The 22,216-nt window shown below is 69.7% G+C and carries 15 protein-coding genes and 1 tRNA gene; 4 read left to right on the top strand and 12 right to left on the bottom strand.

Annotated features, from left to right (window positions below):
- Nucleotides 1-52: 52 nt before the first annotated feature.
- From rpoB to aspA, 3 genes are all read right to left on the bottom strand, one after another.
- Entirely contained in the window at nucleotides 53-3,508 is a 3,456-nt protein-coding gene (rpoB, locus tag MOPEL_RS11325) for a DNA-directed RNA polymerase subunit beta (protein WP_505758755.1), read from the bottom strand.
- A gap of 564 nt (nucleotides 3,509-4,072) precedes the next feature.
- Complete coding sequence (locus tag MOPEL_RS11320) at nucleotides 4,073-5,386, bottom strand: anaerobic C4-dicarboxylate transporter (RefSeq protein ID WP_009483046.1); 1,314 nt, start codon at nucleotides 5,384-5,386, stop codon at nucleotides 4,073-4,075.
- The gene (gene aspA, locus MOPEL_RS11315) at nucleotides 5,383-6,828 is read right to left on the bottom strand and encodes an aspartate ammonia-lyase (RefSeq protein WP_009483045.1); all 1,446 of its coding nucleotides are present in this window, start codon (nucleotides 6,826-6,828) and stop codon (nucleotides 5,383-5,385) included. Before aspA ends, MOPEL_RS11320 begins: the two co-directional genes overlap by 4 nt.
- A 187-nt stretch (nucleotides 6,829-7,015) precedes the next feature.
- Between aspA and MOPEL_RS11310 the strand changes: the two genes are divergently transcribed.
- From MOPEL_RS11310 to betT, 3 genes are all read left to right on the top strand, one after another.
- On the top strand, nucleotides 7,016-8,524 hold the full coding sequence (locus MOPEL_RS11310; RefSeq protein ID WP_009483044.1) for an aldehyde dehydrogenase family protein: 1,509 nt from the start codon (nucleotides 7,016-7,018) through the stop codon (nucleotides 8,522-8,524).
- Between the two features lie 104 nt (nucleotides 8,525-8,628).
- Entirely contained in the window at nucleotides 8,629-10,395 is a 1,767-nt protein-coding gene (gene betA / locus MOPEL_RS11305; protein ID WP_009483043.1) for a choline dehydrogenase, read from the top strand.
- The gene (gene betT, locus MOPEL_RS11300; RefSeq protein WP_009483042.1) at nucleotides 10,392-12,449 is read left to right on the top strand and encodes a choline BCCT transporter BetT; all 2,058 of its coding nucleotides are present in this window, start codon (nucleotides 10,392-10,394) and stop codon (nucleotides 12,447-12,449) included. The genes betA and betT overlap by 4 nt, the downstream gene beginning before the upstream one ends.
- A gap of 119 nt (nucleotides 12,450-12,568) precedes the next feature.
- Here betT and rplL read toward each other — a convergent pair whose 3' ends face one another.
- The 8 genes from rplL to MOPEL_RS11260 all read right to left on the bottom strand — a co-directional run bounded on the left by rplL (nucleotide 12,569) and on the right by MOPEL_RS11260 (nucleotide 19,835).
- Nucleotides 12,569-12,961: a 50S ribosomal protein L7/L12 gene (gene rplL, locus MOPEL_RS11295; protein ID WP_009483041.1), complete on the bottom strand. Its 393-nt coding sequence runs from the start codon at nucleotides 12,959-12,961 to the stop codon at nucleotides 12,569-12,571.
- A 71-nt stretch (nucleotides 12,962-13,032) separates the two neighbouring features.
- Nucleotides 13,033-13,614 (bottom strand): 50S ribosomal protein L10, encoded by a 582-nt coding sequence (rplJ, locus tag MOPEL_RS11290; protein WP_009483040.1) that lies wholly within the window; start codon nucleotides 13,612-13,614, stop codon nucleotides 13,033-13,035.
- A gap of 394 nt (nucleotides 13,615-14,008) precedes the next feature.
- Complete coding sequence (locus tag MOPEL_RS11285; RefSeq protein WP_009483039.1) at nucleotides 14,009-16,417, bottom strand: thiamine pyrophosphate-binding protein; 2,409 nt, start codon at nucleotides 16,415-16,417, stop codon at nucleotides 14,009-14,011.
- A 275-nt stretch (nucleotides 16,418-16,692) separates the two neighbouring features.
- Nucleotides 16,693-17,406, bottom strand: coding sequence for a 50S ribosomal protein L1 (gene rplA / locus MOPEL_RS11280; protein ID WP_009483038.1), 714 nt, complete (start codon nucleotides 17,404-17,406; stop codon nucleotides 16,693-16,695).
- 290 nt (nucleotides 17,407-17,696) lie between these two features.
- Nucleotides 17,697-18,125, bottom strand: a complete 429-nt coding sequence (gene rplK / locus MOPEL_RS11275; RefSeq protein ID WP_009483037.1) for a 50S ribosomal protein L11 — start codon at nucleotides 18,123-18,125, stop codon at nucleotides 17,697-17,699.
- Between the two features lie 292 nt (nucleotides 18,126-18,417).
- Entirely contained in the window at nucleotides 18,418-19,305 is an 888-nt protein-coding gene (gene nusG / locus MOPEL_RS11270; RefSeq protein WP_009483036.1) for a transcription termination/antitermination protein NusG, read from the bottom strand.
- Between the two features lie 100 nt (nucleotides 19,306-19,405).
- Nucleotides 19,406-19,672: a preprotein translocase subunit SecE gene (gene secE, locus MOPEL_RS11265; protein ID WP_009483035.1), complete on the bottom strand. Its 267-nt coding sequence runs from the start codon at nucleotides 19,670-19,672 to the stop codon at nucleotides 19,406-19,408.
- A 90-nt stretch (nucleotides 19,673-19,762) separates the two neighbouring features.
- Nucleotides 19,763-19,835, bottom strand: a tRNA-Trp gene (locus MOPEL_RS11260).
- Between the two features lie 194 nt (nucleotides 19,836-20,029).
- Here MOPEL_RS11260 and MOPEL_RS11255 point away from each other — a divergent pair.
- Nucleotides 20,030-21,085, top strand: a complete 1,056-nt coding sequence (locus MOPEL_RS11255; protein ID WP_009483034.1) for an adenosine deaminase — start codon at nucleotides 20,030-20,032, stop codon at nucleotides 21,083-21,085.
- Between the two features lie 205 nt (nucleotides 21,086-21,290).
- Here the strand turns inward: MOPEL_RS11255 and MOPEL_RS11250 are convergent.
- On the bottom strand, nucleotides 21,291-22,216 hold a 926-nt coding region (locus MOPEL_RS11250), incomplete at its 5' end, for a UDP-N-acetylmuramate dehydrogenase (RefSeq protein WP_009483033.1).

The following is a 22,216-nucleotide window of genomic DNA, read 5'->3' as shown; positions in this document are numbered from 1 at the left end:
GTGGGCCGGCACGGTCGGTTCCCCGAACGTGCCGGCCCACCGGCGAGGTGCGTCAGACTTCCTCGACGCTGCTGGGCTCGCGTCGGGACAGGTCGATGCCGAGCTCCTCCGCCGCGCGGAAGACCTCCTGGTCGGGCTCGCGGAGGTCGATCGCCCCGCCGTCCGTCGAGAGGACCTCGACGTTGAGGCAGAGGCTCTGCATCTCCTTGATGAGAACCTTGAACGACTCGGGGATGCCCGGTTCGGGGATGTTCTCCCCCTTGACGATGGCCTCGTACACCTTGACGCGTCCGGTGACATCGTCCGACTTGATGGTGAGGAGTTCCTGCAGCGCGTACGCGGCACCGTAGGCCTCGAGGGCCCACACCTCCATCTCGCCGAAGCGCTGACCACCGAACTGCGCCTTACCACCGAGCGGCTGCTGGGTGATCATCGAGTACGGACCCGTGCTACGCGCGTGGATCTTGTCGTCGACGAGGTGGTGCAGCTTGAGCATGTACATGTAGCCGACCGAGATCGACTCCGGATACGGCTCTCCCGAACGGCCGTCGAACAGGCGCGCCTTGCCGGAGGCTCCGATGAGGCGCTGACCGTCACGGGTCTTGTTCGTCGAGTCGAGCAGGCCGGTGATCTCACCCTCGTGCGCACCGTCGAAGACGGGCGAGGCGACACGCGTGCCGGCGGGGGCGCTGCGGGCGTCGTCGGGAATCATCTGAGCCCACTCGGGGTCGCCCTCGATCTCCCAACCGCGGCTCGCGACCCACCCGAGGTGGAGTTCGAGCACCTGACCGATGTTCATGCGGCCGGGGACACCGAGCGGGTTGAGCACGATGTCGACGGGGGTGCCGTCCTCGAGGAACGGCATGTCCTCGATCGGGAGGATCTTGGAGATGACGCCCTTGTTGCCGTGACGTCCGGCGAGCTTGTCGCCGTCGGTGATCTTGCGGCGGTTGGCGACGTAGACCCGAACGAGCTGGTTGACGCCCGGGGGAAGCTCGTCGCCCTCCTCGCGGTCGAACACCTTGACGCCGATGACCGTGCCCGTCTCGCCGTGGGGCACCTTGAGGGAGGTGTCGCGGACCTCGCGCGCCTTCTCGCCGAAGATCGCACGGAGCAGACGCTCCTCCGGGGTCAGCTCCGTCTCACCCTTGGGCGTGACCTTGCCGACGAGGAGGTCGCCGTCCCGAACCTCGGCACCGATGCGGATGATGCCGCGCTCGTCGAGGTCGGCGAGGACCTCTTCGGAGACGTTGGGGATGTCCCGCGTGATCTCCTCCGGGCCCAGTTTGGTGTCGCGGGCGTCGACCTCGTGCTCCTCGATGTGGATCGAGGAGAGGACGTCGTCCTGGACGATGCGCTGGGAGAGGATGATCGCGTCCTCGTAGTTGTAGCCCTCCCACGGCATGAACGCGACGAGGAGGTTACGACCGAGGCTCATCTCGCCGTTGTCCGTGGCCGGACCGTCGGCGATGACGCTACCGATCTCGAGGCGCTGCCCCTCGGCGACGAGGACCCGCTGGTTGTAGCAGGTGCCCTGGTTGGAGCGGAGGAACTTGGCGATGCGGTAGCTCGACCGCGTGCCGTCGTCGTTGGCGACGGTGACGACATCGGCCGAGACGTCCTCGACGACACCGGCCTTCGTCGCACGCACGACGTCACCGGAGTCGAGCGCGGCACGGTACTCCATGCCGGTGCCGACGTACGGGGCCTCGCTGCGCACCAGCGGCACGGCCTGACGCTGCATGTTCGCACCCATGAGGGCACGGTTGGCGTCGTCGTGCTCGAGGAACGGGATGAGCGCCGTCGCGGCCGACACCATCTGGCGGGCCGAGACGTCCATGTAGTCGACGTCCTCGCCGGGGATGAACTCGACCTCGCCGTCCTTGGACCGGACGAGGACGCGCTCCTCGGCGAAGTGCCCGTCCTCGGCGATGGGCGCGTTCGCCTGCGCGATGACGAAGTCGTCCTCCTCGTCGGCCGAGAGGTAATGCACCTCGTCGGTGACGCGGCCGTCGACGACCTTGCGGTACGGCGTCTCGACGAAGCCGAACGGGTTGATGCGACCGAACGACGCGAGCGAACCGATGAGACCGATGTTCGGGCCTTCCGGCGTCTCGATCGGGCACATGCGGCCGTAGTGGCTCGGGTGGACGTCACGGACCTCCATGCCGGCGCGGTCACGGGACAGACCACCCGGGCCGAGCGCGGAGAGGCGACGCTTGTGCGTCAGGCCCGCGAGCGGGTTGTTCTGGTCCATGAACTGCGACAGCTGGCTCGTGCCGAAGAACTCCTTGATAGAGGCGACGACCGGTCGGATGTTGATGAGCGTCTGCGGCGTGATGGCCTCGACGTCCTGCGTCGTCATCCGCTCGCGGACGACGCGCTCCATGCGGGACAGACCCGTACGGACCTGGTTCTGGATGAGCTCGCCGACGTTGCGGAGACGACGGTTGCCGAAGTGGTCGATGTCGTCGGTCTCGACGCGGATCTCGGCCTGCTCGCCGTTGCGGATGCCCGGCATCGTGCGCTCCCCCGCGTGGAGGGCGACGATGTACTTGATGGTCGCGACGATGTCCTCGACCGTGAGCGTCGACGCCTCGAGCTCGGTGTCGAGACCGAGCTTCTTGTCGATCTTGTACCGACCCACCTTGGCGAGGTCGTACCGCTTCGGGTTGAAGTACAGGTTGTCGAGGAGGGCCTGAGCGGCCTCCTTCGTCGGGGGCTCACCCGGACGCAGCTTGCGGTAGATGTCGAGGAGCGCGTCGTCCTGGCCCGTCGTGCTGTCCTTCTCGAGAGTGGCCCGCATGGACTCGTACTCGCCGAACTCCTCGAGGATCTGCGCGTCGGTCCAGCCGAGCGCCTTGAGGAGGACGGTGACCGACTGCTTGCGCTTGCGGTCGACGCGGACGCCTACCATGTCGCGCTTGTCGACCTCGAACTCCAGCCACGCACCCCGGCTGGGGATGACCTTGGCGGAGTAGATGTCCTTGTCACTCGTCTTGTCGGGCGTGCGCTCGAAGTACACACCCGGGCTACGGACGAGCTGGGAGACGACGACACGCTCGGTGCCGTTGATGATGAACGTGCCCCGGCTCGTCATGAGGGGGAAGTCGCCCATGAACACGGTCTGGCTCTTGATCTCGCCCGTGTTGTTGTTCATGAACTCGGCGGTGACGAACAGCGGCGCGCTGTACGTCATGTCGCGTTCCTTGCACTCTTCGATGGAGTACTTCTGCTCCTCGAAGCGGTGGTCGCGGAAGCTCAGCGACATCGACCCGGAGAAGTCCTCGATCGGGGAGATCTCCTCGAAGATCTCCTCCAGACCGGAACGGGTGGGCACGTCGTTGCGGCCGGCCTCGAGGGCCTCCGCCACGCGGTCCTGCCACCGCTCGTTGCCGAGCAGCCAGTCGAAGCTCTCCGTCTGGAGAGCGAGGAGGTCGGGGACCTCGAGGGGTTCGCGGATCTTCGCGAAGGAGATACGGCCTGAAGCCGTCAATGCGCTGGACATCTTCTGGGTCGCGGTACGCGAGGCAGCCAAGGATGGTCCTTCCTAAGCCTGGTGAGCGGCAAGTCGTCACTGCCTGCTCGACCCGGCACCGACCGAACATGGATCTCCCCAGGTGAGGAGCGATATTCAGCGGTACGTGGCACCACATCGCGCGATGATGCAGCTATTGGGGGAAGAACATAGGCAGCGCAAAGGCATAGCCTACCGAGGACATGGTTGCCCGTCAACCCCGACGTCCGTCGCCCACGGTCTGCTCGACCGTCCCCCCTCGACCGTTCCTCGCCGAGCCGAAGGACGAGGACGGGAGCACGGGTGGAGGAAGACCGCCACGCGGTGCCGGTGACGTGGTGCGACGTTCCCGCAAGCATGACCCCCAACCCCGTGCGGGTCAAGCAACCCCATCCCGAGCGACCCGCCGACCGGTGGCCCCCGAGACGCACGCCGCCACGTCCCCGCCCACGACCGCAGGCCAAGCCGGTCCGCGGACACGACGCGCCCGGGGCCGTGTCCGACGAACACGACCCCGGGCGCATCCGGAGCGGAGGGCCCCGCCGCATGGCTCCCTCAGACGAGGAGCTTCGCGAAGAGGAAGCCGAGGGCCACCGAGAACGAGATTGCGAGGACGCCCGGGAGGATGAAGGGGTGGTCGAACACCGCCTTGCCGATCCGGGTGCTCCCCGTGTCGTCCATCTCGACGGCCGCGAGCAGCGTCGGGTAGGTGGGGAGGACGAACAGTGCCGACACCGCGGGGAACGCCGCGAGCGCCGCGGCGGGGGCGACCCCGAGGGCGAGCGCCGACGGCATGAGGGCCTTGGTCGTCGCTGCCTGCGAGTACAGGAGCGACGCCGCGAAGAACAGCACGACGGCGAGCATCCACGGGTACTGCTGGAGCAGCCCGCCGGCGGCCTCCTGGATCGCCTTCTCGTGGGCGGCGACGAACGTCGTCCCCAACCACGCGACACCGAGGACGCAGATCGAGGCGCTCATCCCCGACTTGAACGTCGACGCCGAGAGGATGTCCGCCGGTGCGACCCGCGCGAGAAGCACGATCACCGCGGCGATCGTGAGCATGAACGCGATGATCGCCTGGTCGCGCGCCATCGGCGGGTTCTCGATGAGGCCGACCTTGTCGGAGATCGCCGTGGCGTACGCCATGACGGCCACGAGACCGACGAGGAAGACGAGCACCGAGGAGCGGGCGTGCGGGGAGACCTCGCGCCGCTCCGGCCCGCGGACCTCGACGACACCCCGCGCGAGACGGTCCTGGTAGACGGGGCACTTCGAGAGCGGACTGTTCGGGTTGGCCTTGTCGAGGAGGGTCATGACGAAGGCGGTGAGCATGCAGCCGATGAACGTCGACGGGATCGCGACGCCGAGGACCTGCAGGTAGCCCACCCCCTTCTCCTCCAGCAACGAGGAGAAGTAGACCACCGCCGCCGAGATCGGTGACGCCGTGATGGCGATCTGGGAGGCGACCACGGCGATCGACAGCGGCCGGGAGGGCCGGATGTCGTTCTCCTTGGCGACCTCGGTGATGACCGGCATCGTCGAGAACGCCGTGTGCCCCGTGCCGGCCATGAGCGTCATGAGGTAGGTGATGATCGGCGCGAGGAACACGAGGTGCTTGGGATTGCGCCGGAGCACCTTCTCGGCGAGGTCGACGAGGTAGTCCATGCCGCCCGCCACCTGCATCGCGGCGATCGCGCAGATGACCGCCATGATGATGGAGATGACGTCGAGCGGCATGTCGCCCGGGGATACGCCGAGCAGCGCGAGGACGAGCACCCCGAGGCCGCCGACGAAACCGATGGCGATGCCGCCGAGCCTCGCCCCCAGGAAGATCGCGGCGAGGACGACGAGCAGATGTAGCCAGATCATCGCGTCTTGGAATCCTTCGTGACGTCGTCGGCCGTGATCGCGAGGCGACCCGGATGCATGAGGTTGTCACGGGACAGGACGCGGTCGAGGAGCTCGGCGTCCATGAGGCCCCGTTCGAGGACGATCTCGCGGACTCCCTTGCCGGTGGCGGCCGCCTCCTTGCCGATGGAGTCGCCCGCCTCGTGCCCGATGTAGTCGTTGAGGTAGGTGATGACGCCGATCGAGTTCGTCACGTACCCGAGGCAGACGTCCTCGTTGGCCACGATGCCCTCGACGCACTTCGTGCGCAGCGTCTCGCACGCATTCGTGAGGAGCGTCATCGACTCGAAGAGGGCCTGCGCGATGACCGGCTCCATGACGTTGAGCTGGAGCTGACCGGCCTCGGCACCGAATCCGACGGTGACGTCGTTGCCCATGACCTTGAAGCAGACCTGGTTGACGACCTCGGGGATGACCGGGTTGACCTTCGCGGGCATGATCGACGACCCGGCCTGCATCTCCGGGAGGTTGATCTCGTTGAGGCCGGCCCGCGGTCCCGAGGAGAGCAGGCGGAGGTCGTTGCACACCTTGGAGAGCTTGACCGCGAGGCGCTTGAGGGCGGCGTGCGTCATGACGTAGTCACCGCAGTCGCTCGTCGCCTCGATGAGGTTGGGGGCGGGGACGCAGGGCCGGCCCGTGACCTCGGCGAGGTGGCGCACCGCGAGGGGGGCGTATCCGGGCGGGGTGTTGAGGCCGGTGCCGATGGCCGTCGCGCCGAGGTTCATCTCGAGGAGCAGCTCCCGTGCCGAGTCGAGGTGACGCAGTTCCTCCCCCAGGGTGACGCCGAACGCGGTGAACTCCTGGCCGAGGGTCATCGGCACCGCGTCCTGAAGCTGCGTGCGCCCCATCTTGAGGACCTCGGAGAACTCCTCGCCCTTGGCCCGGAACGCCTGCTGCAGGGCGGTGAGTGCCTCACCGAGACGACCGAGCATCTCATCGACCGCGAGACGGAAACCCGAGGGGTAGGCGTCGTTCGTCGACTGGCTCCGGTTGACGTGGTCGTTGGGGTTGACGACCTCGTAGGACCCCTTGGGCTCCCCGAGGTGCTCGAGCGCAAGGTTCGCGATGACCTCGTTGGTGTTCATGTTGAGGGACGTGCCCGCGCCGCCCTGGAAGACGTCGACGGGGAACTGGTCCATGCAGCGGCCCTCCTGCAGCACCGCATCGCACGCCCAGACGATCGCGTCGGCGATCTTCTCGTCGAGGACCCCGAGCTCCTTGTTCGTGAGGGCGGTCGCCTTCTTCACCATGACCATGCCGCGGACCATCGCGGGGACCTCGCTGATCGTCCGGCCGGAGATGGGAAAGTTCTCCACCGCGCGAACCGTATGCACCCCGTAGTAGGCGTCGGCCGGCACCCCCTTACGTCCGAGAAGATCGGATTCCCACCGCTGGTCACTCATGAGCCCTCCTGAGAATGTCAACAAGATGCAGGCACACCGCCCACGTTCCGATCGTAGGCAATCGGCCTGTTCAGGCGCTGGAGAACGGGAGTATTGGGGAACCCTCCGCACTCCCCCGGGAACCACGGTGAAAAGGCCGATCCGTAAGATTTCGGACTCCCCGTCCCCCACCGCAGGAGATTTCCTCATGCCCGAGATCTACATCGACGGAAAATGGAGGGCCCCCGTTGCGGGCGGCACCCGCGACATCCGTTGTCCCGCCGACGGTTCCCTCGTCGCGACGGTCGCCGAATGCGACGAGCAGGACGCCGCGTCCGCCGTCGCCGCCGCCCGGAAGGCCTTCGACCACGGCCCCTGGCCCACCACCCCCTCCCCCGAGCGCGCCGCCCTCCTCCACCGCGTCGCCGACCTCCTCCAGGAGGAGAAGGAGACCGTCGCCACCCTCGAGGCGAAGGACACCGGCAAGCGCCTCGTCGAGTGCCGCATCGACGTCGACGACATCACCGGCGTGTTCCGCCACTTCGCCGGGCTCGCGCAGGCCGACGTCGGCCGCGTCGTCGACCCCGGCATGCCCGCCGTGAGCAGCCGCGTCGTCCACGAGCCCGTCGGGGTGTGCGTCCTCATCACGCCGTGGAACTACCCGCTGCTCCAGACGGCCTGGAAGGTCGCTCCCGCCCTCGCCGCGGGCAACACGTTCGTCCTCAAACCGAGCGAGCTCACCCCCCATACCGCGCTGTGGCTCGTCGACGCCCTCGAGCGCGTCGGACTCCCCGCCGGTGTGGCCAACCTCGTCCTCGGCGCGGGCGCCGCCGTCGGCCCCGCCCTCACCGACTCCGAGGACGTCGACCTCGTGTCGTTCACCGGTGGCCTCGCCACCGGCACCTCGATCGCCGAGACCGCCGCACGCACCGTCAAGCGGGTCGCGCTCGAGCTCGGCGGCAAGAACCCCAACGTGATCTTCGCCGACGCCGACCTGCCCGCCGCGATCGACAACGCCGTCACGGCGATCTTCCTCGACTCCGGTCAGGTGTGCTCCGCCGGTGCGCGACTCGTCGTCGAGGAGTCGATCCACGACGAGGTCGTCGACGAGATCGTCCGCCGCGCCCGCCTCATCCGCCTCGGCGGCCCGTTCGACGAGGACGCCGAGAGCGGTCCCCTCATCAGCGAGACCCACCGCGAGAAGGTCCACGGCTACGTCGAGCAGGCGATCGCCGACGGCGCCGTACTGCGCTGCGGCGGCGAGATCCCCACCGAGGGTCCGCTCGCCGAGGGCTCCTACTACCCGCCGACCGTCCTCGACCGGTGCACCCGCGGCATGGCGTGCGTCCACGACGAGTCGTTCGGCCCCGTCCTCACCGTCGAGACCTTCTCCGGCGACGACGACGAGTCCCTGGAGGACGCGGCCGTCGAGATCGCCAACGACACCCACTACGGCCTCGCCGGCGCCGTATGGACGGAGAACGCCGGCCGCGCCGAACGCGTCGCCCGCCGCCTGCGTCACGGCACCGTGTGGATCAACGACTACCACCCCTACGTCCCCCAGGCGGAATGGGGCGGCATGAAGCGCTCGGGTGTCGGCCGCGAGCTCGGTCTTGCCGGGCTCGAGGAGTACCGCGAGACCAAGCACATCTGGCACAACACGCAGCCCACCCCCGCCGAGTGGTTCTCCGGCGGCCCCAGCGCAGCCACCGACTGACGTACACCCTGCGGGCCGCACCGGCGCGGCCCGCAGGGGTACGCACCCCACCGCCACACCACCCGGGGCACGAGCCCGTCGCCCCGACGACACGAGGAGACACCATGACCAAGACCTACGACTACGTCATCGTCGGAGGTGGATCGGCCGGCTCCGCGCTCGGCAACCGCCTCTCCACCGACCCCGGCACGAGCGTCCTCGTCCTCGAGGCCGGCCGTTCGGACTTCAAGTTCGACCCGCTGATCCACATGCCGGCCGCGCTGCCCTTCCCCATGGGCAACTCGCTCTACGACTGGCAGTACGAGACCGAGCCCGAGCCCTACATGCACGGCCGTCGCCTCGCGCACGCCCGCGGCAAGGTCCTCGGTGGCTCCTCGAGCATCAACGGCATGATCTTCCAGCGCGGCAACCCCATGGACTACGAGCGCTGGGCCGCCGACACCGGCATGGAGACGTGGGACTACGCCCACTGCCTCCCCTACTTCAAGCGCATGGAGACGTGTCTCGAGGGCGCCGACGCCTGGCGCGGCGGCTCCGGCCCGCTCGTGCTCGAGCGCGGCGAGGCCCAGAACCCCCTGTTCGGTGCCTTCTTCGAGGCCGCGCAGCAGGCCGGGTTCCCGCTCACCGACGACGTCAACGGGTACCGCCAGGAGGGCTTCGGCCGCTTCGACCGCAACGTCCACAAGGGCCGTCGCCTCTCCGCCTCCCGCGCTTACCTCCACCCGGTGCGCGACCGCAAGAACCTCACCATCGAGACCCTCGCGCACGTCACCGGCCTCCGCACGCAGGGCAACCGCGTCGTCGGCGTCGACTACCTCCGCGCCGGCCGCGCCCACCGCAGCGTCGCCGCCCGCGAGGTCATCCTCTGCGGTGGCGCCTTCAACTCGCCCCAGCTCCTCCAGCTCGCCGGCATCGGCGCCGCCGACGAGCTCTCCGCGCTCGGCATCACGCCCGTCGCCGACCTGCCCGGCGTCGGCGCGAACCTCCAGGACCACCTCGAGGTCTACGTCCAGCACGCGAGCAGCCAGCCCGTCTCCCTCGGGCCCTGGTTCAGCAACTGGAAGGCCCCGCAGATCGGCCTCGAATGGCTGTTCCGCAAGGGCATCGGCACGAGCAACCACTTCGAGGCCGGTGGTTTCATCCGCAGCAACGACGACGTGAAGTACCCGAACCTCATGTTCCACTTCCTGCCGATCGCCGTGCGGTACGACGGAAGCTCCGTCGCCGCCCCCCACGGCTACCAGGTGCACATCGGACCGATGTACTCCGACGTCCGTGGCACCGTGAAGATCACGAGCACCGACCCGCGCAAGCACCCCGCCATCCGGTTCAACTACCTCTCCACCGACAACGACCGTCGCGAGTGGGTCGAGATGGTCCGCGCGGCCCGCACGATCTTCGCCCAGCCCGCCTTCGCCGCGTTCTCCGCCGGCGAGATCTCCCCCGGACCCGAGGTCGAGACCGACGAACAGATCCTCGACTGGGTCGCGCGCGACGGCGAGACCGCCCTCCACCCCTCCTGTACTGCCAAGATGGGCACCGACGACATGAGCGTCGTCGACCCGCGGACGATGCGCGTCCACGGCGTCGAAGGACTCCGCGTCGTCGACGCCTCCGTCTTCCCCTACGTGCCCAACGGCAACACGTACGCCCCCGTGATGATGGTCGCCGAGAAGGCCGCCGACCTCATCCTCGGCAACACGCCCCTCCCCCCCTCGCACGCGCCGTTCTACCGCCACGGCACCGGCATGACCCTCTTCCCCGAGGGCGACCCCCGCAACTCCGCGTGGGACGCCACCACCGAGCCACCCTCGGCGGCGGGCGTCGCGCGCGCGGCCGGTAACCCCGGAGGGCAGGTCGGCCTCGGATGAGTCCGACGACGAACGGCACCGGGGCCCCCAGCACCGGCGCCGCCGAGACGAAGACGACGGTGAACCGCGTCAACCCCGTCGTCTTCGGCGGCTCCCTGGTGGGAGTCCTCGCCGTCGCGCTGTGGGCGATGCTCGCCCGCGGCCAGGCCGAGACCGTGATCGGCGATGCCGTCGCCGCGGTCTCGGCCGGATTCGGCTGGTACTACATCGCCCTCGCCACCCTCTGCGTCGTGTTCGTCCTCGTCGTCGCGCTCTCCCGCTACGGGAACGTCCGCCTCGGCCCCGACCACGTGACCCCCGAGTTCTCGACCTTCTCGTGGGCGGCGATGCTCTTCGCCGCGGGCATCGGCACCGACCTCATGTTCTTCTCGGTCGCCGAACCCGTGTCCCAGTTCCTCGAACCGCCCACCGGCAAGGGCGGCACCGTCGAGGCGGCGAACGACGCGATCGTCTGGACGCTCTTCCACTACGGCATCAGCGGCTGGGCCATGTACTCCGTCATGGGGATGGCGCTCGCGTACTTCGCGTACCGGCGCCACCAGCCCCTCGCGGTCCGCTCGGCCCTCACCCCGCTGCTCGGCCGTCACCTCGACGGGCCCATCGGGCACGCCGTCGACATCGCCGCGATGCTCGGCACGATCTTCGGCGTCGCGACCTCCCTCGGCATCGGCGTCGTGTCCCTGTCCGTCGGGCTCGACATGCTGTTCGGCACCGGCACCAGCCTCGGAACCCAGATCGCCCTCGTCGTCGTCGCCGTCGTCATGGCGGCCGTGTCCGCCACGACCGGCGTCGCCAAGGGCATCCGGATCCTCAGCCAGCTCAACGTGCTCCTCGCCATCGGCATCGCGGCGTGGGTGCTCGTGGCGGGGCGGACGACGTTCCTGCTCAACGCGCTCGTGCAGAACATCGGCCGCTTCGTGGCCACGTTCCCCGAGCTCACCGGGCAGACGTTCGCCTACGACCAGCGCGCCGAGTGGATGTCGCTGTGGACGTTGTTCTTCTGGGCCTGGTGGATCGCCTGGGCGAGCTTCGTCGGGATGTTCCTCGCGCGCATCAGCCAGGGACGCACGATCCGCCAGTTCGTCGCGGGGACGATGATCCTTCCGTTCAGCTACATCGTCATGTGGGTGTCGATCTTCGGGAACTCCGCCATCGACCGCATCCGCTCGGGCGACACGGCGTTCGGCGAACTCGCCTCCGCCACCCCCGAACGGGGCTTCTACACGCTGCTCCAGCAGTATCCCGGCTCGGGCATCCTCATCGCGCTCGCGACGTTCGTCGGGCTGCTCTTCTACGTGACGTCCGCCGACTCCGGCGCCCTCGTCATGGCGAACCTCAGTTCGCGGATCTCCGACCCGCACGAGGACGCCGCGCCCTGGCTGCGCATCGTCTGGGCCGCGACCACCGGCCTGCTCACCATCGCGATGCTCATGGTCGGCGGCATCGTCACGCTCCAGTACGCGACGGTCATCATGGGCGCCCCGTTCGCCGTCGTGATGATCCTCGTCATGGTGAGCCTCTCGCGGGCGCTCCAGGTCGAGGCGCACCTCGCGGACGGGCGACGCCGCCCCACCCTCCCGCCGATGTCCGGACCCGACGGGGCCGGCGCCGGCGAGTGGAAGGCGCGCCTGGAACGTCTCCTCGAGGCGAGCGACCCCGAGGCCGCGCGCCGCTACCTCGTCCGCGTCGTCCGCCCGGCGCTCGTCGCGGTGGGCGAGGAACTCACGCAGCAGGGCGTCGGCGCCACCGTCACCACGGAGGGCGGAGACCTCCCCGACTCCGTCGAGCTCCGCGCCGACGACGGGCCGCACCCGTTCGTCTACGCGGTGCACGTCGAGGCCGCCCAGGCACCTGCCTACGGCGGCCGAATGGTCTACGGGAAGGATGTCATCGGACGCCTCCACGTCCACCTCGCCGCGGGTGGACAGGGCTACGACGTCATGGGCTACAGCCGGGCCCAGCTCATCCACGACGTCCTCGACCAGTACGAGGACCACCTCGAGTTCCTCCGCCTCGAGGACAACGCCACCACCGGCCTCACCGCCGGGGGCTGACGCCGCGACACGCCGGGCGGTGCACCCGCCCGACACGACGAACGGGGCGGGACGGACATGATGTCCATCCCGCCCCGTTCGTGTGTGCCGAGAACGAACTCAGCAGACGGAGGCGAACGTCACTTGAGGGTGACGGTGGCGCCGGCGCCCTCGAGGGCAGCCTTGGCCTTCTCCGCGTCTTCCTTCTTCGCGGCCTCGAGGACGGGCTTGGGGGCGCCGTCGACGAGGTCCTTGGCCTCCTTGAGGCCGAGCGACGTGAGGGCGCGGACCTCCTTGATGACCTGGATCTTCTTGTCACCGGCGGACTCGAGGATGACGTCGAACTCGTCCTTCTCCTCGGCAGCGCCGGCGTCGCCGCCGCCCGCAGCCGGGGCGCCCGCGGCCGCAACCGCGACCGGAGCCGCAGCGGTGACCTCGAACTTGTCCTCGAACGCCTTGACGAACTCGGAGAGCTCGATGAGGGTCATCTCTTCGAAAACGCCGAGGAGCTCCTCGGTGGACATCTTCGCCATGATTGGCTTCCTTCCTAGAACGAACTACGTGCCGTGAGTGGCTGAACTGGGGTGGCCGGACGCGTGAAGCGTCAGGCCTCGTCGCCACCCTCGGCGGCGTCGGCGGGGGCCTCGGCGGGAGCCGTAGCGGCCCCACCGGTCGTCTCGACCTTCGCCCGGAGGGCGTCGATCACGCGCGCCGTCTGCGACAGCGGAGCGGCGAACAGCGACACGGCCTGGTTGAGCTTGCCCTTCATCGCGCCTGCAGCCTTGGCCAGCAGGACCTCACGCGACTCGAGGTCGGCAAGCTTGGTGATGTCCTCCGCGCTCAAGGCCTTGCCGTCGAGGACGCCGGCCTTGATGACGAGGAGGGGGTTGGCCTTGGCGAAGTCACGCAGCACCTTGGCCGCCTCGACCGGGTCACCGGTGACGAAGGCGATGGCCGAGGGGCCGACGAGCTGACCGTCGAAGGCCGTGACTCCGGCCTCCTTGGCGGCGAGCTCGGTGAGCGTGTTCTTCGCGACGGCGTAGCTACCGTTCGGGCGCAGCTGCGAGCGGAGCTCGGACAGCTGGGCCACGGACAGGCCGCGGTACTCCGTCAGCACGGCCGCACCGGACTCGCGGAACTTGTCCGTGAGCTCGGCGATGGCTGCCTGCTTCGCGGGCGTTGCCATAGGGCCTCCTTAAGGTGATGCCGGCACCCACGGCCCCTACGACGACAAAAGCTCCCGTGCACAGGGCAACGGGAGCACACGACCGAACAGGATCTGCTCGGTGAACGTTCTCGGTGGCCTGCGCTGGATGCCCCGTGTGTAGGGGCCTTCGGTCGGACGTGATGATCCGACAACCGGCGGTCATGGGTCTCCCCCAGTCTAGGCGCACCCCGCGCGAGGGGCCAAATCCCACCACGATGACCATCCCCGACCGCGCTACAGCGAACGGCCACCCACGACATCGACCCCACCACCGGACGCCGCGGACCACCACCGACGAGGCGTCGACGACACGCGGACGGCCCACCCCCGGAGGTCCGGAGGTGGGCCGTCGTCATGCCGGTGGTCTGCGACCTCAGCGCCCCACGAGGTCGTACGCGGCACGGACGACGGACTCCGCGTCGATGGCGTGGAGACGGTGCGCGTCCTCCATCCCGCTCGACTGCCCGAACATCGAGACGCCGAGCGACGCGATGCGGTCGCCCCGCACCCCGGCGAGGAACGTGAGGGTGTGCGGGTGGCCGTCGAGGACGGTGACGAGCGGGGCGCGCCGCTCCTCGGGGAAGAGGACGTCGACGATGCCACCGGCACGCGCACCGGAGAGCGATCCTCGCGCCTGGAGCGAGCGGAACACGAGGTCGGGGCTCGTGAGACAGACGACCCCGGCGGTGACACCGAACTCACGGAGGCGCTCGGCCGCGGCGAGGACCTCCGGCATGATCGCGCCGACACCGACGAGGGTGACGTCCTCCTCCCCCGGCGTCGTGTCGTCGAGGCGGTAGCCGCCCGCGACGGCCTGCTCGCGGCGACGCTCCCGCAGCATGGGGTCCTCGGGGACGGCCGCGAGCGCCTGCACGACGGGGCGGGTCGAGAGTCGGAAGTACGCCGACTCCCCGTCGGGCCGACCGATGCGGGCCATCGCTGCGAGGAGGCACCACTCGAGGTCCTGGGTGAACGCCGGCTCGTAGGCCACGCACTCGGGCTGCTCGAGACCGATCGACGGGGTCGTGATCGACTGGTGCGCCCCACCCTCGGGAGCGAGCGTCACACCCGACGGGGTGCCGACGAGGATCGACTGCCCACCGGCGTACATGCCGTACGACCACGGCTCGAGTGCGCGGGAGACGAACGGGTCGTAGACGGTGGCGACGGGGATGAGCGGACGCCCCCACCGGCTCCACGTCGCCCCGAGCTCACCGGCCAGGCAGACGAGGTTGACCTCGGCGATGCCGAGCTCGATGTGCTGACCGCCACTGCCCTCCGTCCACTTGAGGACGCGTTCGGCGTCGTCGGCGAACCAGTCCGTGCGGTCGCGCACCGACCACACCCCGGTCTTGTTGATCCACCCGCCGAGGTTCGTCGAGGACGCGACGTCGGGGCTGAGGGTGACGACCCGCCCGGCGACGTCGGGGGCGGCCCGGAGAAGGTCGGAGAGGACCCGCCCGAGGGCGGCCTGCGTCGACCCGACCGCCTTCGGCCGCCACGGGAGTTCCGCCGGCACGTCGACCGGCGTCGGGGCGGGGACGGCCGGACGCGCGAGACGAGCCGCAGCCTCCTCACACCGGCGCGCCGCGGCCGACCCGGGCTCGAAGCGATGCCACGGGTCCTCCGGGTCCATCCCCGACAGCTCGGCGAGCTCGGAGAGCTGCTCGGCGGTGATCATCGCCGAGTGGTTCTGCGGGTGCCCCTCCGTCGCGAGGCCACGCCCCTTGACCGTGTACGCGAAGACCACCGTCGGGCGGGAGTCGTCGATCTGCTCGTACGTCTCGAGGAGCAGACCGATGTCGTGGCCACCGAGGTCACGGATGACCTGGGCGAATTCCCGCGGCTCGAACTCGCCCAGCAGACGCTCGAGTTCCGCGGGCGCGTCGCCCCCGAGCACCCGCTCGTGGAGCTCCTGGGGGCGGGCGCGGAGCAGGCGCTGGTACTCCTCGTTCGGCATCGTCTCGAGCCGCTCACGCAGCAGCTCGCCGCCGGGCCGCGCGAAGACCTCCTCGATCCGACGGCCCCACGTGCACGTGAGCACCTGCCAGTCGGCCGCCTCGAACATGCCGACGAGACGCTTGATCTGCACGTCGGGGATGATCCGGTCGAGCGACTGACGGTTGAGGTCGACGATCCACGTGATCTCGCCCAGCTGACGCACGCCGGGGTCGGTGATCGCCTCCCACACCGCACCCTCGTCGAGCTCCGCATCGCCGAGGAGGCTGATGAAACGGCCGCCCGCAGGCATGTCCTGGTCGCGGTCACGGAGGTACCGGTGGCTCATCGCCGCCCAGATCGGCGCCGTCGCACCGATGCCGACGCTGCCCGTCGAGAAGTCGACCGTGTCGGGGTCCTTGCGGCGGCTCGGATAGCTCTGCAGACCGCCCAGCTCACGCAGACGCGGGAGGTAGGACTCGTCGAGGTCCCCCAGCAGGTAGTTGATCGCGTGAAGCACCGGCGAGGCGTGCGGCTTGACCGACACCCGATCCGCCGACGTGAGCTCCGAGAACCACAGCGACGTCATGATGCCGACCATCGACGCGCTCGACGCCTGATGGCCGCCGGCCTTGACCCCCGAGGTGTTCTCCCGACCGCGGTTCGCGGCGTCGACGATCGCCGTCGCCGTCCACAGCACCCGCTGCGCGATCTCGTCGAGGACGTCGTCGCCGAGGGACGCCGCGGCTGACAGGGGGCGGTCGTCGACGTGCGGCTCCGTGCCCTCGCCTCCGCCCAACCACGTCGACTCGCCGTTCGTCCCCTGGGATGTGCCCTGGGTCATCGTCGACCCCTTCCTCGCGGCCTCGCCGGTGTTCCGTCCCGTCCGCGACGGCGTCGCGGCGTCTCACACTGTACGGGCCCGACACGCCTCCAGCGTGACTGCCGCCGAAGATTCCACCGAAACCGACGGGATCGATTGCGGAAAACGCGATGAGAAGTGGCCTTCGCCGCATGTCGCGAGGGACCTGCGCACCCGACGCCGGACGTCACACCCTCCCACACACGACAACGCCCGCCCCGAGAACGGGACGGGCGTCGGTGAGACGGGTAAGAGGCTCAGGCCTCGTCCTCCGCCGTGAGGTTGCGGGTGCGGTTGCCGTCGAGCGGGATGCCGGGGCCCATCGTCGTGGCCATCGTGGCCTTGCTGATGTAGCGACCCTTACTCGCGGACGGCTTGAGACGGAGGATCTCCTCGAGCGCCGCACCGTAGTTCTCCACGAGGGCCTTCTCGTCGAAGGAGGCCTTGCCGATGATGAAGTGGAGGTTGCTGTGCTTGTCGACGCGGAACTCGATCTTTCCGCCCTTGATGTCGGAGACGGCCTTCGCGACGTCCATCGTCACCGTGCCGGTCTTCGGGTTCGGCATGAGACCACGCGGACCGAGGACCTTGCCGAGACGACCGACCTTGCCCATGAGGTCAGGGGTCGCGACGACGGCGTCGAAGTCGAGCCAGCCACCCTGGACCTTCTCGAGCATGTCGTCCGAGCCGACGAAGTCGGCGCCGGCCTCGCGGGCGGCCTCGGCGTTCGCACCGTTCGCGAACACGAGGACGCGCGCCGTCTTACCGGTGCCGTGCGGAAGGTTGACCGTGCCACGGACCATCTGGTCGGCCTTGCGGGGGTCGACGCTGAGACGGAGCGCGACCTCGACGGTCGAGTCGTACTTCGTCGTCGCCGTCTCCTTGGCGAGGCGGACGGCCTCGAGCGGCGAGTAGAGCTTGCTCTGGTCGATCTTCTCGGCGGCGGCGCGGTAGGCCTTGCTGCGCTTCATGATGCTCCTCTGAGGTGATGAGCCCGCATCGTCGGCCCGGGGACCGGGGCGGGCGGCGGAGTCGTGGTCCAACGGGCCGCGCTCGGCCCTGCCACGAGGATCCATTTTGCCACACGACCGGCCCGACCCCGCATCCGCCGTCTCGGCACGGCCCAACCCACCCCGGTTCCGGGCATGCACAACGCGGACCCGCCCCGGCTCGCCCCCCGCACAGGAACGCACGAGGGCCGCAGGTGCGCACACCTGCGGCCCTCGTGGCGGACCCCGCAACGGAGTCGACGTTCAACGACTCACTTGACCGTGATGCCCATCGAACGCGCCGTGCCGGCGATGATCTTCTTCGCCTGCTCGATGTCGTTCGCGTTGAGGTCCTGCATCTTCTGCTCGGCGATCTCACGCACCTGGTCGTCGGTGAGGCTCGCGACCTTGGTCTTGTGCGGCTCGCCGGAACCCTTGGCCACACCCGCGGCCTTCTTGATGAGCTCCGCGGCCGGCGGCGTCTTCGTGATGAAGGTGAACGAGCGGTCCTCATAGACCGTGATCTCGACCGGGATGACGTTGCCGCGCTGGGACTCCGTCGCGGCGTTGTACGCCTTGACGAACTCCATGATGTTGACACCGTGCTGACCCAGAGCCGGACCCACCGGCGGCGCGGGCGTGGCCGCACCGGCCTGGATCTGCAGCTTGATGTAGCCGGCGACCTTCTTCTTCGGAGGCATGTCGCTCCTCTTTCGCTTCGTGGGCCCACGCCGTGGGCGATGACCCGGTTGCAGCAACGGCCGGGGCTCCGACCGCGGGCGCCCGGACACGCCGGGCACCGAGGGTCCACGGTACGCGCCCCCGGGGGCGCGGCGCGAATCGTCCGGCCGCCTCCCCGCTCCCACGCCGCGACGCACCCGCCTCGGACCACCACGCCGGGATCACGACGCCGGATCACGAAGGACGAGCGACCCCACACGACGACGCCCGCCCCGGTGCGAGGACCGGGGCGGGCGCGATGTCGTCGTTGGATCAGATCTTGGCGACCTGGTTGAAGCCGAGCTCCACCGGGGTCTCACGACCGAAGATCGAGACGAGGACCTTGAGCTTCTGCTGCTCGGGGAGGATCTCGGAGATCGTCGCCGGCATCGTCTCGAAGGGGCCCTCCATGACCGTGACGGACTCGCCGATCTCGTAGTCGACGACCGTCGTCGAGGCCACCGTGGCCGGATCCTGACGGCTCGGGGCGGTCGCCGCACCGGCGGCGGCCTCACGCTCGACCTGCGGGGCGAGCATCGAGACGATCTCCTCGAGGCCCAGCGGCACCGGCTGGTGCGCGTTGCCGACGAACCCGGTGACGCCCGGCGTGTGACGCACGGCACCCCAGCTCTCGTCGGTGAGGTCCATGCGGACGAGGACGTACCCGGGCATCCGGACGCGACGGACGACCTTCTTCTGGCCGTTCTTGATCTCGGTGACCTGCTCCATCGGCACCTCGGCCTGGAAAATGTACTCCTCCATGTTGAGCGAGGTGACGCGCTGCTCGAGGTTCTGCTTCACGCGGTTCTCGTAGCCCGCGTAGGAGTGGATGACGTACCAGTCACCCGGGAGGAACCGCAGCTCGCGACGGAGCGCGTCGACCGGGTCCTCCTCCGGCTCCTCGGCCTCGTCCTCCGCCTCGACCCGGTCGCCCTCGACGACCTCGCCCGTGGCCTCGTCGCCGGCCTCCGCGGCGGCCTCGGCGTCCGCGTCCTCGTCGGACTCGTCCGCGTCGCCTCCGTCGGGGACGTCGACGGCCTCGTCGGTCTCCGGCTCGACGACCTCACCGGTGGTCTCGTCGACCTCCAGGTCCTCCGAGAACTCGGCGACGGGCACCTGGGCCTCCTCGACGGCCTCGGGCTGGAACTCCGACTCGCTCACGGGTGAACTCACTTCCTTGCCTGATACGGGACGCCCCGGAACGGGTCCGGGGCGAGGTACTCGATGGGGGCGTCGTGGGACGCGGAGAGGCGGGGCCGGATCAGGCGCCGCCGAACACCCAGCCGACGAGACGGGTGGAGAGGGCGTCGATCGCGATCGTGAAGAGCATCACGGTGGTGACGAAGAGGATGACCACCGTGGTGTAGGTGGTGAGTTCCTTGCGCGTGGGACGGACCACCTTGCGCATCTCGTCGAGCACCTGGCTCATGAAGAGCGCGATCGAGGAGAAGAACCTCGTGACGACGTTTCCGCCCTCGGGGCGTCGCTGCCGGGCGGACGCTCGCGTCGCCGTGCTCTGGTCGCTCACGTGTCCTCATCTCCTGGGTCACCACTCGCGGGGAGCGGGATACGGGATTCTCCGCGGCGACCCTTTCGTCCTCGACAACATCCGTCTTCGCAGGGCAGGAGGGACTCGAACCCCCAACCGCCGGTTTTGGAGACCGGTGCTCTACCAATTGAGCCACTGCCCTACGGGTCAGGCGGCACGAGCTCGTGCCGGTCTCACCCAGACGGAGAGCATACGGGAGAGGTCGCCGGATACGCCAACCCGGGCCGTTCCCACGGTGCGTCGCCGCACGTCGGACGCCCGTCCGGAACCTGCCGACACGCCCCGTCACCCGCCCCGACGGGGCCCCCGGAGCGGTCCGTCTGGGAGACTGGAGGGGTGAGCAGGCCGGTCAGCACCCTTCCCAAGGCGCACCTCCACCTGCACTTCACCGGGTCCATGCGGTTCTCCACCCTCATGCAGACGGCCCGGGAGCAGGGGGCCCGCCTCCCCCGCGCCCTCGTCGATGACTGGCCGCCGCAGCTCGCGGCCGTCGACGAACGCGGCTGGTTCCGGTTCCAACGCCTCTACGACGCCGCCCGCGCCTGCGTGCGCTCCGAGGGCACCATGCGCCGCATCGTCGCCGAGGCCGCCGAGGACGACGCCGCCGAGGGGTCGCGCTGGCTCGAGATGCAGGTCGACCCCACGAGCTACGCCCCCCACGTCGGCGGTCTCACCCGCGCCCTCGAGATCGTCCTCGACGAGGCGCGCCGCGTGAGCGAGGCCGGCCCCGTCGGGGTGGGGATCGTCGTCGCCGCGAGCCGGATCCGGCACCCCCTCGACGCGCGCACCCTCGCTCGGCTCGCCGCCCAGCACGCGGGCGAGGGGCCCGGCAGCGTCATCGGCTTCGGCCTCTCCAACGACGAGCGCCGCGGTCACGTCGAGGAGTTCGAGGGCGCGTTCCGCATCGCCCGCAAGGCCGGGCTCGCCATCGTCCCCCACGGCGGAGAGCTCCTCGGCGCCGACGCCGTGCGCTCGACGCTCGAGGCGGCCCGGCCCGACCGCATCGGTCACGGGGTGCGCAGCATCGAGGATCCCGAGGTGCTCGCCGAGGTCGTCCGCGAGGGCGTCACCCTGGAGGTGTGCCCCGGCAGCAACGTGGGCCTCGGCGTCTACGGGACGCCGTCCGACGTGCCCCTGCGTCGGCTCTACGAGTCGGGGGCCCGCATCGCCCTCGGCGCCGACGACCCGCTCCTCTTCGGCTCGCGCCTCGCCGACCAGTACGAGCTCGCTCGCGCCGCACAAGGATTCGACGACGCCGAACTCGCCGACCTCGCCAGGATGTCCCTCGAGGGCAGCCGTGCCCCGCAGGCGACCAAAGACTCTGCCTTCGCCGACATCCGGGCCTGGCTCGAGGCCGACGACACCGACGCCCCGTCCACGCGGCAGGACTGATCCCCCAGGCCCCGGGGCCGGACGTCGCCGCGCCCGGCACAGCCGGGCCGGGGGCACGAGGACGCACCACGGGCACGGAGCATCGTGAGGCCTTGGCCGGGGAACGACCAGGGCTTCGGCGACATCCTGCGGTGACGCACCCGCCGGGGTTCAGCCCCTCGCCGCGTGCGGCCGAAGCTCTCCCTGTGGGGCGCCGTCCGGAGCGTCAGAGGGTGAGGCCGACGAGGACGGGTTCGTTGACGAGACGGACCCCGAACCGCTCCTCGACGCCGTCACGCACCTCGCGGGCGAGAGCGACGACGTCGGCGGCGCGCGCCTCGCCACGGTTCGTCACGGCGAGGACGTGCTTCGTCGACAGGCCCGCGGGGCCCGGCAGACCATAGCCCTTGTCGAACCCCGCCTCGTCGATGAGCCACGCCGCGCTCGTCTTCTCGTGGCCGTCGTCGGCCGGGAAGCGCGGCGGCGTGAGATCGGGCCCCGCGACCTCGTGGATGCGTTCGACGAGAGCGTCCATGCGGTCCGTGGGGAGGATCGGGTTGGTGAAGAACGAGCCGCAGCTCCACGTGTCGGGGTCGTCCGCGTCGAGCACCATGCCGCGACGACGACGTTGTTCGAGGACCGCCTCGCGCGCGTCCGCGAGCGGCACCCGGGCGCCGAGCTCGACGCCGAGCCCCTTCGCGAGGTCGGCATAGGCGATCGGCTTCGAGAGGTCCGCGACCTCGAACTGGAACGTCACGTCGAGGACGACGTAGCGGGGCGAGAACCCGCCGAGCGCCGCCGAGATCTCCGCACCCGTCGTGCGGGGCGGCATCGGGGTGCCCTTGAACCGGGAGTGGCGGTAGGAGAAGTCGCACTCGGCCGCCGTGAACGTGCGGACCTCCTCGCGGGCGCGGTCCCACGTGCGGACGCGCGCGATGGTCTGGGCGACCTCCTGGCCGTAGGCTCCGACGTTCTGCACCGGCGTCGACCCGACGCAGCCCGGGATGCCCGAGAGCGCCTCGACACCCGCCCACCCCGAGTCGATCGCATGGGCGACGAACGCATCCCACGGCTCCCCCGCGGCGACGCGGACCATCGCGCCGCCGCAGAAGTCCTGTGACTCGACGGTGACGCCGCGCGTCGCGACCTTGA

This window comes from Mobilicoccus pelagius NBRC 104925 (assembly GCF_000247995.1).
GTDB classification, from domain to species: domain Bacteria; phylum Actinomycetota; class Actinomycetes; order Actinomycetales; family Dermatophilaceae; genus Mobilicoccus; species Mobilicoccus pelagius.
The sequence above is the reverse complement of the archived record's forward strand: the minus strand, read 5'-3'. Positions and strand labels throughout refer to the sequence as shown.

Bases quoted from the DNA above. Each gene is read 5' to 3' on its own strand.
- betA (WP_009483043.1), top strand. From the start codon at position 8,629: ATGACCAAGACCTACGACTACGTCATCGTCGGAGGTGGATCGGCCGGC.
- rplL (WP_009483041.1), bottom strand. From the start codon at position 12,961: ATGGCGAAGATGTCCACCGAGGAGCTCCTCGGCGTTTTCGAAGAGATG.
- MOPEL_RS11285 (WP_009483039.1), bottom strand. From the start codon at position 16,417: ATGACCCAGGGCACATCCCAGGGGACGAACGGCGAGTCGACGTGGTTG.
- rpoB (WP_505758755.1), bottom strand. From the start codon at position 3,508: ATGTCCAGCGCATTGACGGCTTCAGGCCGTATCTCCTTCGCGAAGATC.
- aspA (WP_009483045.1), bottom strand. From the start codon at position 6,828: ATGAGTGACCAGCGGTGGGAATCCGATCTTCTCGGACGTAAGGGGGTG.
- MOPEL_RS11320 (WP_009483046.1), bottom strand. From the start codon at position 5,386: ATGATCTGGCTACATCTGCTCGTCGTCCTCGCCGCGATCTTCCTGGGG.
- rplK (WP_009483037.1), bottom strand. From the start codon at position 18,125: ATGCCTCCGAAGAAGAAGGTCGCCGGCTACATCAAGCTGCAGATCCAG.
- MOPEL_RS11310 (WP_009483044.1), top strand. From the start codon at position 7,016: ATGCCCGAGATCTACATCGACGGAAAATGGAGGGCCCCCGTTGCGGGC.
- betT (WP_009483042.1), top strand. From the start codon at position 10,392: ATGAGTCCGACGACGAACGGCACCGGGGCCCCCAGCACCGGCGCCGCC.
- rplA (WP_009483038.1), bottom strand. From the start codon at position 17,406: ATGAAGCGCAGCAAGGCCTACCGCGCCGCCGCCGAGAAGATCGACCAG.
- rplJ (WP_009483040.1), bottom strand. From the start codon at position 13,614: ATGGCAACGCCCGCGAAGCAGGCAGCCATCGCCGAGCTCACGGACAAG.